General features: G+C 63.4%; 13 protein-coding genes and 1 tRNA gene. 3 read left to right on the top strand and 11 right to left on the bottom strand.

Annotation, left to right across the window (positions count from 1 at the left end):
- Positions 1-23 precede the first annotated feature (23 nt).
- The 7 genes from BLQ01_RS08415 to BLQ01_RS08385 all read right to left on the bottom strand — a co-directional run bounded on the left by BLQ01_RS08415 (position 24) and on the right by BLQ01_RS08385 (position 5,920).
- Positions 24-1,073: a hypothetical protein gene (locus tag BLQ01_RS08415; protein WP_091551076.1), complete on the bottom strand. Its 1,050-nt coding sequence runs from the start codon at positions 1,071-1,073 to the stop codon at positions 24-26.
- 3 nt (positions 1,074-1,076) lie between these two features.
- Entirely contained in the window at positions 1,077-1,985 is a 909-nt protein-coding gene (locus BLQ01_RS08410) for a hypothetical protein (RefSeq protein ID WP_091551074.1), read from the bottom strand.
- Positions 1,986-1,998: 13 nt separating this feature from the next.
- On the bottom strand, positions 1,999-2,793 hold the full coding sequence (locus BLQ01_RS08405; protein ID WP_091551072.1) for an amino acid ABC transporter ATP-binding protein: 795 nt from the start codon (positions 2,791-2,793) through the stop codon (positions 1,999-2,001).
- Positions 2,780-3,439, bottom strand: coding sequence for an amino acid ABC transporter permease (locus tag BLQ01_RS08400; RefSeq protein ID WP_026548287.1), 660 nt, complete (start codon positions 3,437-3,439; stop codon positions 2,780-2,782). The genes BLQ01_RS08405 and BLQ01_RS08400 overlap by 14 nt, the downstream gene beginning before the upstream one ends.
- Positions 3,440-4,255: an amino acid ABC transporter substrate-binding protein gene (locus tag BLQ01_RS08395; protein ID WP_091551071.1), complete on the bottom strand. Its 816-nt coding sequence runs from the start codon at positions 4,253-4,255 to the stop codon at positions 3,440-3,442.
- 238 nt (positions 4,256-4,493) lie between these two features.
- Positions 4,494-5,201, bottom strand: a complete 708-nt coding sequence (locus tag BLQ01_RS08390) for a hypothetical protein (RefSeq protein ID WP_091551069.1) — start codon at positions 5,199-5,201, stop codon at positions 4,494-4,496.
- Positions 5,198-5,920 (bottom strand): hypothetical protein, encoded by a 723-nt coding sequence (locus tag BLQ01_RS08385; protein WP_091551067.1) that lies wholly within the window; start codon positions 5,918-5,920, stop codon positions 5,198-5,200. Before BLQ01_RS08385 ends, BLQ01_RS08390 begins: the two co-directional genes overlap by 4 nt.
- Before the next feature lie 209 nt (positions 5,921-6,129).
- Between BLQ01_RS08385 and BLQ01_RS08380 the strand changes: the two genes are divergently transcribed.
- Positions 6,130-7,791, top strand: coding sequence for an ABC-F family ATP-binding cassette domain-containing protein (locus BLQ01_RS08380; protein ID WP_091551178.1), 1,662 nt, complete (start codon positions 6,130-6,132; stop codon positions 7,789-7,791).
- A 3-nt stretch (positions 7,792-7,794) separates the two neighbouring features.
- Complete coding sequence (locus BLQ01_RS08375) at positions 7,795-9,708, top strand: ABC transporter ATP-binding protein (protein ID WP_026543196.1); 1,914 nt, start codon at positions 7,795-7,797, stop codon at positions 9,706-9,708.
- On the opposite strand, the gene BLQ01_RS08370 is transcribed toward BLQ01_RS08375, so the two are convergent.
- From BLQ01_RS08370 to BLQ01_RS08360, 3 genes are all read right to left on the bottom strand, one after another.
- Complete coding sequence (locus BLQ01_RS08370) at positions 9,709-10,107, bottom strand: NUDIX hydrolase (RefSeq protein WP_026548292.1); 399 nt, start codon at positions 10,105-10,107, stop codon at positions 9,709-9,711. It lies immediately after the preceding gene.
- Positions 10,104-10,562 carry a DUF6314 family protein gene (locus BLQ01_RS08365; RefSeq protein WP_091551066.1) on the bottom strand — a complete coding sequence of 153 codons (459 nt, stop codon included), beginning with the start codon at positions 10,560-10,562 and terminating at the stop codon, positions 10,104-10,106. The genes BLQ01_RS08370 and BLQ01_RS08365 overlap by 4 nt, the downstream gene beginning before the upstream one ends.
- Before the next feature lies 1 nt (position 10,563).
- A tRNA-Arg gene (locus tag BLQ01_RS08360) sits at positions 10,564-10,636 on the bottom strand.
- 109 nt (positions 10,637-10,745) lie between these two features.
- On the opposite strand from BLQ01_RS08360, the gene BLQ01_RS08355 reads away from it, so the two are divergent.
- On the top strand, positions 10,746-11,576 hold the full coding sequence (locus tag BLQ01_RS08355; protein WP_091551064.1) for a DUF998 domain-containing protein: 831 nt from the start codon (positions 10,746-10,748) through the stop codon (positions 11,574-11,576).
- 372 nt (positions 11,577-11,948) lie between these two features.
- Here BLQ01_RS08355 and BLQ01_RS08350 read toward each other — a convergent pair whose 3' ends face one another.
- The gene (locus BLQ01_RS08350; RefSeq protein WP_091551063.1) at positions 11,949-12,575 is read right to left on the bottom strand and encodes a hypothetical protein; all 627 of its coding nucleotides are present in this window, start codon (positions 12,573-12,575) and stop codon (positions 11,949-11,951) included.
- Positions 12,576-12,608 lie beyond the last annotated feature (33 nt).

Here is a 12,608-nt window from a genome sequence, read left to right as displayed (position 1 = left end):
GCGTTTGTTCGTGTTGCCGGTGCCTATTCGACCAACTCGACGTCCACTGCGTCCTTCAAGATCTGGGTCCGCAGGGGTATCACGGATTCGTAGCTCTTGATTTCGGCCGGAATCTTCTTGGAGAACACTTCTTCGACCAGAGTCGGCATTTCCTTGACACCGGACAGGTAGCGCTTGGCAGCGAAGTCGAACTCCGACCTGTTGTTCCGGATACGGGTGTTGAGGACCTTGAGCTCGTCGGCAATCTTGCGGAATTCCTCATCGGAGGCATTGCGGGCGGTGGCGTCGTCGACCTTTTGGGTCATCTGATCCTTGATCTTCACGAATTCGTTGTAGTTCTCTTCGGACTTTGCCGTGATCTCGGCGTTCGATTCAAGCTGTGCCACCCGGTTGCCCAATGTGCGGGCAAACTCGACGTAGGCCACGTTCTTGGATTCCTTGAGTTGGTCCACCGCTTCCCGGCAGGGACCTGCGGCCTGGCCGAGCAGTGTTTGGCGTTCACGAAGGGTGGCGGCTTTGGAGCCAACAAACAAGCCGTTGCAGCCGGCTCCGTCTTCCCTGAAGAGGCCTTCAAACTGCGGGTATGACTCCACCAGTCCTTCCATGTGGTCGATGAAGCCCTGGTAGGACTCTTCCAGTTGCCCCACGGCGACGCCGACACCGCCATCGGCGGGGGACTGGGCGTTCTTGACCGTGGACAGGGCCGCACGGGCGTCATTGACGGCCTGCTGGAACGCGTCCCGCTCTTTTGCGGAGTTCTTCTCCGCTTCCTCCTGGGAGGCGGGGGCGTTCCGGGCTTTCTTGTATGCAGCCAGGTAGGCGTTGGCAGCGGGCTGAAGCTTGCCCCGCGCGTCCACCAATGCCGTTAGGTGTCCGTCCTTCAGGGCCTGCAGGTTTTCCTTGCGTTGCTGCCCGGAGAAGTGCGCCACAGCGATCACCGCCGCGACGGCAATGATCACCAGAACAACAGCACTGGAAACCAGGATCAGAGCAAGCCTGCGCTTCCTGGGCACCGGCGGCTGGGCGGGATCGGGTTGAGGGGCAGGCTGGGCGGGACCGGATTCAAAAGTCATGGCCTATTTCCCGTCCTTGCCTGCAGCATCAAACTGGTCAGTGCGTGTCTTGAGGGCACTTTCGAGCGCTTTGTTGGATTCGTTGGCGTTGGCCACCAACTGGTTGTACTTCTCCTTCATGGCGCTCTCATACTTGGTCTGTGCCGCTGACAGGGCATCGTTGATGTCCAGCATGGCTACACCGGCCAGAGTGCGCTTGGCCAGCCGCTCAAGGTCGTCCTTGCTGTCCAGGACTTCCTGTTGCTTGTCCCGCTGTCCGCGAATGATGCCTTCCACCGCCGTCAGCAGTTCGGTTGTTTCAGCATCGGTGCCGTCCTTGGCGGTGCCCATCGCAGCAAGGCACTCATCGGCGCCTTTGACGTAATCCGCGGAGTACGACTCAGCGCCAACGTTCAGCGTGGAGTGCAGCGGCGCGCAGGGACCGCCGATGGATTCGTTGATGTTGGACGTATCGACCACGAGTTGGTCGTTATAGGCGATCACGGCGCCGTACTGTTCCTTGAAGCGGTTGAAGGCGTCCCCGATTTCCTGTTCCTGGACTGCCGGCGAGGACGCCATCCGATCCAGCCGGTCCAGGTTGGTCCGTGACTCGCGTTTCAGGCGCTCACCATCCCGGTTGAGGACCTTCTCCTTTTCCTCCTGCTCCGCGTTTTCGGTCATCACGCTTGAGTAGCGGACCGAAAACTGGTTGAACAGGGGATCGTAGAGATTCATCGAGTTGTCCAGAATTGCCCGCTCCTTATCCAAACGGACAACATCTGCGCGCTGGACACCTGCCGGGCGGGAGAGCGCAAACCAAGTGCCGAGCCCGCCTGCCGCAACCACTGCGGCGACCACCGCGGCAATGATGATGGTACGCCGCGACTTCCTGCGGCCGGTTTCGGGTGTTGCGTCCAAAGTCTCTTCCCCCATTTCCTTGAGCCTCCTAGACGTCGTGCTGGAGCCGTTTCACAAAAAGCTTGGTGCGTTCCTGCGTGGGTGCCCTCAGGACATCTGCAGCGGGACCGCGTTCGACCACCACGCCGCCGTCCATGAAAATTACTTCGTCCGCCACGTGCTGGGCGAAGGCGAGTTCGTGGGTCACGATCACCATGGTCCAACCCTCTTCGGCGAGTTCCTTGATGACTCCCAGGACTTCCCCTACCAGTTCGGGGTCCAGCGCAGAGGTGGGTTCATCGAACAGCAGGAGCTGGGGCTTGAGCGCCAGGGCCCGGACGATGCCCACGCGTTGCTGCTGTCCGCCGGAGAGCTCAAAGGGGTAGGCATCGCGCTTATCGGCCAGCCCCACCCGCTCCAGAAGCCGTTCCGCCTCGGCAACGGCCTCGGCTCGTGGCCTTTTCTGGACCTGGATGGGGCCCTCGGTGATGTTTTTCAGCACCGTCATGTGCGGGAAGAGATTGTAGTGCTGGAAGACCATGGCGCTGCGGTCACGCAAATCCGCGATCTCTTTCTTGCCCACCTTCGCGTTGAAGTCGATCGACAGCCCTGCGCCGCCGTCGCTGCCCCCGAAGGTGACGGTGCCGGCGTCGGGGGTTTCCAGGCCGTTCAGCGAACGCAGCACGGTGGTCTTGCCCGAGCCGGAAGGACCGATAAGTGCCACCACCTGCCCGCGGCGGATATCGATGTCGATGTCCCGCAACACCACGTTGCTGCCGAAAGCCTTCGCGAGGTTGCGGGCTTGCAGCACTGTGGCGGGGAGTGTTTCGTCAGTGGGCGACATAGCGGTCCAATCTCCTTTCCACGGCGGACTGCGCCGTGGAAAGGACCAGGCAGATGACCCAGTACACCAAGGCCGCCTGCAGGTACAGGGCCATGAACTCCTGGCTGAAAGCAGCGATCTGCTGGGCATTGCGGAACAGTTCGGTGACCAGGATCAAGGACGCCAGCGAGGTGTCCTTCACCAGGGAGATGAAGGTGTTGGACAACGGGGGAACCGAGACCCGGGCTGCCTGGGGGAGGATGATGCGTACCAGCGTCTGCGGCCGGGACATGCCGATGGTGTGGCCGGCTTCCCACTGGCCTTTGGGCACGGACAGGATGGCTGCCCGGATGATCTCCGCCGCGTAGCCGCCCACGTTCAAGGAGAACGCGATAATGGCACTTGGCCAGGGATCAAGCCTGACGCCGATGCTGGGCAGGCCGAAGAAAATCACGAACAGCTGGACCAGCAGGGGAGTGCCACGGATGACGGAGACATAGAAACGGCCGATTCCGGAGAGCAGCCAGTTGGGGCTCAGCCTCATCAGTGCCACCACCAAGGCGAGCACCAGGCCGAAGGCGAATGAGGCGAGGGTCAGGGGAATGGTCCCCGTGACGGCCCCGGTGATGAGCGGGCCGAAGGAACTCCAGATGAGGTCCCAGTTCATCTATTTGGTGACGTCCGCGCCGAAGTACTTTTCGGAGATCTTCGCCAGGGTTCCATCTGCCTGGAGGTCAGCCAGTGCTTTGTCCACGGCAGAGGTGAGCTCGGTTGTACCCTTGCGGAAGACGAGCGCGCTTTCGGTCTTGTCAGGTGCCTCCGCAGCGACCTTCAGGCCGGAATCCGGGGTGTTCTTGGCGTAATCCAAGTACGTGAGTTTGTCATTGACGGTCGCGTCCACGCGGCCTTGCTGAACCAACGTCGCGGACTGCGCCCAGCCTTCCACGGCCTGGACATTGGCGCCTGCTTCTACAGCCATCTTGTAGAAGTTGCTGGTCAGCGACTGGGCGGTGGTCTTGCCCTTGAGGTCCGCGAAGCTGTTGATGCTGGAGTTGTCCGACTTGGTTACCACCACGCCCGTGGAGACGGTGTAGGGGGTGGAGAACTCGTACTTCGCCTTGCGTTCGTCATTGATGGAAATCTGGTTGGCAATGGTGTCGAAGCGCTTGGAGTCCAGTCCGGCGAAGATGCCATCGAACTGTGTCTCCTGGAAGGTAGCCTTGACGCCGAGCTTTCCGGCTACTGCCTGGGCCACTTCGACATCGAAGCCGGTGAGGTCGCCGGCGCCTTCTGCGTGGAAGCTGAAGGGGCGGTACGTGCCTTCGGTAGCGATCACCAGTTCGCCCTTGGACTTGACGTCCGAGAGGGACGTGTCTCCACCTGACTGCGCGGGAGTTGAACCTCCACCGCACGCTGTGAGCACGAGGGCGGCCGAGGCCAAAGTGGCGGCGATGATGGAGCGGCGGGTGCGAAGGCTGTTCATGGAGCCATCTTAGCCACCGTAAGGAGCCTTGCTGGGTGTGGGCTTCCGGTGGGCCGCAACGGGGCGTTAAAAAGGCTGAGTGGGGGCGGTCCCCAACAGCCCGCCACCACTCATCCCCCCAATTGTGATCCCATGGGCGCCACATCCACCGGAAACCCGTTCTCTGATTCCGGTGTCAGGCTGCAACCGTGTTCACACATTCATGATTGTGCCACGATCTAATGCTTTTGTGAAAGTCTTACGCTGCGAGACGCCGTTTTCGTCGCGAATACGCCTTCGAGAACCAGATTCCGGCCAGCCCAAGGGCCGTGGCCATGGCTGCGGAGTAGTTGATGAGGACCCGCAGCCAGGCCTCCGAGAAGGGGATCAACGGGAACAATTGGGAGAGCAGGAGCAGGCACAATCCCAGGAGCAACAGTGCCGAAGCCACCCGGAGCAACACCGGGGCGGCGCTGACCACCGTCCGCCAGATTGCGGGAACCAAACAGGCAGCGACGAAACCTGGGTAGAAGCGGCCCATGAAGGCATAGGCCTCCAAGGAGGGGCCCCATGTCAGACCGCTCATGCCGGCCGAAGAACCCCGGGTGTCCGTGACAACGAAGAAGTAGACGGTCAGGACGGCCACGATTGCCGCGACCGTGAGGCCAATGGGACCGCGGATGGCACGGACGGCAGAGGGCGATCCGAACGCGGTGGCGATCTTGATGCCCATGAGGAAGAACGTCGCATACAGCAGGAAGCGCAGGACCAGGTTGCATACGTTCATCCCGCCAAGCCAGCCGTCAAGGACCAGGTATGGCGCTTCGATGCTGATGAAGATGCTCAAGGAGATCAGGGCGAAAATATAGAAGACCACCCTGTTCTCCCCGCGCAGTGCACTGGGTATCCGCGCCACAGTGATGGCCAGGCAGACAACCAGCGTTATCCAGGGCAGGACGGCCGTCATCCGAGGTTCTCCCAAATTCGTTCTGTACGTTCGTGGTCTTGTTCCTGGCGTTTGAGGGTCTTTCCCATCGCCAGGAGCCGCTCGCCGGCCAGGGTGACCAGCGCGCTTTGGCTCATTCGGTCCAGCGCTTCCCGGCGGGCATTCGGTGCCCACCCGGCTTCTGCCTCGGTGACCAGTCCTCCGGCCACCAGTCCTCCTGCGGGTCCGACGCCGGCAGCCCGGGAGGTGGCGATGGCCAGTTCAGGGGGAAGCCTGTTGGCCGTCAGATGCGCTGAGAAGTTCTGTGGCGCGATCCCGGTGGCTTCACTGACCCGGTGCCGCAACTCGCCGTCGTCGATTGCGTCCACCCAGTTCCGCACCGACGTAGGGTGCGGTGGTTCAGAGAGGGGGGCCGCCGCGGCAGTGCCCGGCTCGCTGCGTTCCACTACTGCCCGGAGCAGATCAATCGTGGCCACCTGGCTGACCAGTTCGCAGGGGGTGGGCGGCACGGGTCCGCCGCGGAGGTCGGCGTAAAGGTCGAAGGTGGCCAGGGCATGCACGGGATCCACATGGAACCCACGGCTGATGCTCACGAGCGTTGATTCAGCAACCTTGCCGCGGACCAGCTGCTGGGCCAGTGTTGTCCTTTTGATGCCGGCAATCCGGCAGACATCAGCTGTGCTGGCATCGGGCGCGACGCCGTGAAGCCAGCGCTGGAACGCCTTGGACGGTAAGGGCATGGGTAACTTTCCGGGACGGGTCGCGGGGCAGGACAGGAGCAGGCCGTAAGTGGGAGTACGAAACGATTTTACGCTGACGCCACATTGAATTATGCTTGATGCTTGAACCCGTTGGTCCGTACACCCCCCAAGTCCGGACCAACGGGTTTTTCCATGCCTGCGGGAATCGCGGCCTGAATTCCTGCGTTTCCCTGCTGGAGGATAGACACATGACAGCAACCTTGGTGGCCAAGGACCTTGCCGGTGGCCACGGCCATCGCACACTTTTTTCCGACCTCTCCCTGACCGTTGCTCCGGGCGATGTTGTGGGTGTCGTGGGCGCGAACGGGGCCGGGAAGTCCACGCTGCTCCGCATCCTTGCAGGCGTGGACCAGTCCCAGGCCGGCAGCGTCAGCCTTGCGCCGTCGGACGCTTTTGTGGGCTGGCTTCCCCAGGAACACGAGCGGACCGCCGGCGAGAGCGTTGCGGCCTACATTGCGCGCCGGACAGGCTGCGCCCAGGCCACAGTGGAAATGGAAACCACCGCAGAAGCCCTTGGCTCCGGGGCTCCTGGAGCCGATGACGCCTACTCCCTGGCCTTCGACCGTTGGATGGCCTCCGGTGCGGCGGACCTTGAGGACCGCATACCGGCTGTGTTGTCGGACCTCGGACTCGAAGTGGGCGCCGATGCCCTCATGACGGGGCTTTCCGGCGGGCAGGCAGCACGCGTGGCTCTGGCTGCCCTGCTGCTCAGCCGTTTTGACGTGGTCCTCCTTGACGAACCCACCAACGACCTTGACCTTGAAGGACTGGCCCGCCTTGAGGCCTTTGTCCAGGGCCTTCGCGGCGGCGTGGTGCTGGTATCCCACGACCGTGAATTCCTGGCCCGCTGCGTCACCACTGTGGTGGAACTGGATCTGGCCCAGAACTCGGTGGCTGTGTACGACGGCGGCTATGAGGCTTTCCTCGAAGAACGCGCCGTGGCCAAACGCCATGCCCGTGAACGCTACGACGAGTTCGCCAACACCAAGGCTGACCTCGTCTCCCGCGCACGCACCCAACGGGAGTGGAGTTCCCAGGGCGTCCGGAACGCCATGAAGAAAAACCCGGACAATGACAAGATCCGCCGGGCGGCCAGCAGCGAGTCCTCCGAGAAGCAGGCCCAGAAAGTCCGCCAAATGGAGTCCCGCATTGCCCGGCTCACCGAGGTGGAGGAGCCCCGCAAGGAATGGCAGCTGCAGTTCAGCATCGGCCAGGCACCGCGCTCAAGTGCCGTCGTCGCTACCTTGCGTGACGTCGTCGCCCGTCAAGGCGACTTCACGCTGGGACCGGTGAACCTGCAACTCAATGGCGGCGAACGGATTGGCATCACAGGACCCAACGGCGCAGGAAAGTCGACGCTGCTGCGGCTGTTGCTGGGGACACAGGCGCCGGACGACGGCGATGCCTCCATGGGTGCCTCAGTGGCCATCGGTGAAATCGACCAGGCACGCGGATTGCTCGACGGCGGGCAGACGCTTGGCGACGCCGTCGAAGCGGTCCTGGTGGACTGGAACAGCGCAGATGTGCGGACGCTGTTGGCGAAATTCGGGCTGAAAGCCGACCACACCTCGCGCACGGTGGACTCGTTGTCCCCGGGGGAGCGGACACGCGCGGCCCTGGCGTTGCTGCAGGCCCGTGGCGTGAACCTGCTGGTGCTGGACGAGCCCACAAACCATCTTGACCTCCCCGCGATCGAGCAACTCGAAGAGGCGCTGGAGAGCTATGAAGGCGCGCTGCTGCTGGTCACCCACGATCGCCGGCTGTTGGAAAACGTCCGGCTCGATTCACGCTGGCACCTGGAAAACGGCCAGGTCCAGGAACTGCACCACACCCCAAGCCAGGAGAAATAACCCATGAGCATGGACCGCGTGGCCTGGAGCTCGCTGTACAACATCACTACAGCCAAGAGCGGATCCAAGCCGTTTTCCAAGGAAACCCTGAAACGGGTCATGGCCTTTGCCGCCCCGCATAAAGGCAAGCTCATCGCCTTTGTGATCGCATCGATCGCGGGTGCTTTCCTCGCTGTTGCTACTCCGGTCCTGGCCGGGCAAGTGGTGGATGCCATCATCGCCAACGCAGGCGTGGGCACGGTCATCTGGCTCGCAGTCCTGATCGCCATCGTCGCTGTGGGTGAAGCGGGCGTGGGGTTGTTGACCCGTTGGTTGTCCTCGATCATCGGCGAGGGCGTCATTGTGGACCTCCGGACCCGGGTGTTTGACCACGTCCAGCGCATGCCCATCGCATTCTTCACCCGGACCCGGACCGGCGCCCTGGTCAGCCGCCTGAACAACGACGTCATCGGAGCGCAGTCCGCATTTGCCGGCACGCTCTCCGGTGTGGTCAGCAACGTGGTGGCCCTTGCGCTGACTCTTGTGGTCATGTTGAACACCTCCTGGCTGGTGACCGTACTGGCCATGGTGTTGCTGCCGATCTTCCTGATCCCGGCACGGCGGATGGGTTCCAAGCTGGCTGACCTCCGCCGTGAGGCCGCCGCGCACAACGCCGCCATGGGCACGCAGATGACCGAGCGGTTCTCCGCCCCGGGGGCCACCCTGGTGAAGCTGTTTGGCCGCCCGGATGAGGAATCCCGTGAATTCGCTGACCGCGCAGGCCGGGTGCGGGACATCGGAATCCGGACCGCCATGCTGCAGTTCACGTTCGTCACCGCCCTGACACTGGTCTCGGCCCTCGCCCTTGCCTTGGTCTACGGGCTGGGTGGTTGGCTGGCCCTCGGCGGGCAGCTGGCCCCGGGTGACGTCGTGGTCCTGGCGCTGCTTCTCACACGGCTCTACGCGCCCCTCACAGCCCTGTCCAACGCCCGTGTGGAAATCATGAGCGCGCTGGTGAGCTTCGAGCGGGTTTTTGAAATTCTTGACCTGAAGCCGCTCATCACTGAAAAGCCGGACGCCGTATCGGTTCCTGCGGGACCGGTTGCCGTGGAATTCGACGACGTCCGGTTCTCCTACCCCTCGGCCGAGAAGGTGTCGCTGGCTTCCCTGGAGGACGTCGCCACCCTCGATACCCGCGGTGGTGAGGAAGTCCTGCACGGACTCAGCTTCCGGGTTGAACCGGGCCAGACCGTTGCCCTGGTGGGTTCTTCCGGTGCAGGCAAGTCCACGGTGGCCCAGCTCCTTTCGCGCCTGTACGACGTCGACTCCGGGGCTGTGCGGCTTGGCGGAAAGCAGTCCGGAACGGGTGTTGATGTCCGGGACCTCAGCTTTGAATCGCTCCGCGACACCATGGGCATGGTGACGCAGGACGGCCACCTGTTCCACGAAACCATCGCCTCCAACCTGCGCCTGGCCCGTCCCGACGCCACCGAGGACGACATGTGGGATGTGCTCCGGCGTGCACGCCTTGAACCCATGATCAGGTCACTGCCGGATGGCCTGGAAACCGTGGTGGGGGAGCGTGGCTACCGGCTCTCCGGCGGTGAACGCCAACGGCTCACCATTGCCCGGTTGCTCATCAAGCAGCCCCGGGTTGTGATCCTCGACGAAGCCACGGCAGCACTGGATTCCACCAACGAAGCCGCCGTCCAGGCGGCCCTGGGCGAGGCGCTCGAGGGGCGCACCGCCGTCGTGATTGCCCACCGGCTGTCCACCATCCGCGCCGCCGACGCCATTTTGGTGGTGGAGGACGGCAGGATTGTGGAGCGGGGCACGCACACTGAACTGCTCGCCGCGGACGGGCGCTATGCGGAGCTCTACCAAACGCAGTTCGCGGAGGCCACAGCGGTGGCACAGGAAGCCGTCCCGGAACTGTAGCTACTTCAGCAGCGGGATGATGTGGTCCGTCAGCAGGGGCGCCAGGTCCTCGGGCAACGGGCCGTTGAGGTCCAGCCAGCGGATCTCTGCGATCTCCGCCGAGGGGTGCGCCTCCCAGGTGCCGGGGGCGGTGAAAACGGTGGCTTCAATGGTGGTGGCCGCTTCATTGGCAGCCACGGCGAGCCAGACGCCCAGCAACTCCAGCTGCCCGGGGCTGACCTCGATGCCTACTTCTTCCTGCAGTTCCCGTGAGGCCGCTTCCGCCGCGGTCTCGCCCTGTTCGGGCTTGCCGCCGGGATGCATGAACTTATCCGTTCCGCGTTTGCGGACGGTCAGCAGGTGCCCTTCGGCGTTGTACACGCACACGGCGCTGACAACGATGAGGTCCGTAGTGGTCACTCTTGCCTCCCGGCGTCGATCCTGACCAAGTGCGACTCGAGCAGGAGATCCTTTGCCGGGCCGTGCACGTCCCAGGTGAAGCTGAACGAATCCGGACCTTGGTACACATAGCTGACGTGGTAGTCGTCGGGGTCGCACCAGTGCTTGTCCTGGTTGCCCCGTTCGGAGAAGCTCATGCTGTGGAACGGCCTGCCATCGGGGAAGAAGACGTCCATCGAGTCTGCGGTGGCGCCCGGTTTGAGGACATACTCACGGAAAGCCGGCCCTGAATGGGTGGGCCATTGCATGGTTCCGTCTTCGCGGTAGTCCAGTCCGCCGTCGGGATTCAGGGAATAACGCACGACGCCGGTGAAGGTTCCGTTGGTACCGGAGGCACGGTCCAGGAGTGTCCGCTCCACACTCCAGCTGCCGGCCAGGTAGGCCTGCAAGTCCTGGGCGGGTAGCTGGTGATTCAAGTGCCCTCGATTGGAATCGAACCAACGACACCGGCTTTAGGAGAGCCGTGCTCTATCCACTGAGCTACGAGGGCCTGTATGTCCATGACTCTAAAATCCCACTGCTGGAGCTCGAGGGCCCGGACACGACTACAAGCATACAAGCTGCCGGGGCGCTGCCCGAACACCGCTAGGCTGGCGAGCATGACTGGGCCCTCCTCTGCACCGGCGCAGGCCGGATCGTTCTTTCCCGATGTCCGCAACATCAGGGCCAACATCGGCGGCTGGGCGCAGCTGAGCGTTGTCCAGTACTTCGTGGCCGAGGCGGCCGTCATACAAGCGTGGGCCGGACCGGAGCCCTACAGCCGGGCCACCGGATACATCAGCGACCTCGGAGCGGTCTCGTGCGGCGTGTATGCAGAACGGGCAGTCTGCTCGCCATTGCACGTGCTCATGAATGCCTCGTTCGTGGTCCAGGGATTGGCGCTGGTCCTGGGCGCCCTGTTCCTGACCGCGGGCCTCCTCTGCGTCGCGGCGAAGCCCGGTGTTGCTGCCCGGCGTTTCCGGTCTGTTGGGGGTGGTGCGTTTGGTTCCGGTGGTTCTGTTGGCAGTGAGTCGGCCCGGGTGCTGACGGTCCCGTGGATCCTGGCGGTGGCCATTCGAATCCTCACTGGTGTAGCCGGTGTAGGGACCATCATTGTTGGCCTGGTTCCCGAAGACCTCGACTCGCCATGGCATTTTGCCGGCGCCCTGATGTTCTTCATCGGCGGCGGATTCGCACTGCTGTTGCTGGGCATCCTGTGGTTCCGGCAGACACCCATGAGCTGGTTCCTGGGCGTGTGCGGCCTGGTCAGCATCGGCGCGCTCATCATCGGCGGAATCACCGGGATGGAGGTGCCCTTGCCCGGCCTGCTGGAGCGCTTCATGGGGTACCCGGTAACGATCGGGTTGGCTGCGGCTGGTTTGGTGATCGCCCAGCGTGTCCAGACGGAACGGAAAGCCCACATTGCCAGGCAGCGGGTAGGTTCGCGCTGAATTTTCTTGGCCTGTCCCGCACCCTTTGCCGCCGATTGCGCCCGTAAGTTCTGGTGCGCCGGGCGGGTAGGGGTACGGTGGCGGCGACCAAGTGGTGCGCCGGGCGGGTAGGGGTACGGTGGCGGCGACCAAGTGCTGCGTCGGGCGGGTAGGGGTGCGGTGGCGGCGAACAAGTGGTGCGCCGGGCGGGTAGGGGTGCGGTGGCGGAGTTTGGGGTGCTGCACCCTTTGCCGCGGATCGCGCCCGTAAGCTCTGGTGCGCCGGGCGGGTAGGGGTGCGGTGCTGGCGAACAAGTGGTGCGCCGGGCGGGTAGGGGTGCGGTGCTGGCGAACAAGTGGTGCGTCGGGCGGGTACGGGTGCGGGGACTACGTGTCAGGAGGGCTTTGCGCTTTTCCGACCCACAAATACAGCCAGCACGCCGCACAGGAGACTGACCAAAAACAGCACCCACGACCCAACCGTCAGCGACGATGCCAAAGCCACCGAACCGGCGTCGGGCGTTTCGGTAGCCAGCATCGAATCAATGGCCACGTTGGACCACAAGTGGGCCACAGCGAACAGCAGGGGAGCAGCCCACATGGCCCAGCGCCACGACTTACGCGCCACATTGGTGCCGATCAACAGGAGCCAGCTGAATCCAAAGATCAGGGGAAACAGGGTGCCTGCGGTCTTGTGCACGTAGTTGAGCTGGCCGCGGGCGGACTCGTCCATGGCCCCGCGAAGCTGGCTGATGTAGTCCTGCGAGAACCCGCCGATCAGGGAATCCGGCATGGCCAATCCGCCGGAGAGCTGCGTCATCTGGTTCAAGGTGAGCAGGTGCAGGTACCAGAACAGGAACAAGCTGACCACCACGCCCGCGATCACGATGAGCTTGGAGTTGCTCTGCGCCTTCTGCGGTGTGCGCCCGGTGGTGGTGTTGATCACGGGAGGCAGCGTGTGGTCGGGAACCACTGCCTTTGCTCCGTGCTTCTTGATGCGCTGGGCTGGTGTCTTGGCCATGTCATTCATTATCCCGCCACATAAGCTGGAACC

It is taken from the genome of Arthrobacter sp. UNCCL28 (genome assembly GCF_900102805.1).
Classification (GTDB): domain Bacteria; phylum Actinomycetota; class Actinomycetes; order Actinomycetales; family Micrococcaceae; genus Arthrobacter; species Arthrobacter nicotinovorans_A.
Note: the sequence above shows the minus strand (reverse complement) of the source record. Positions and strands in the feature narration are given on the sequence as shown.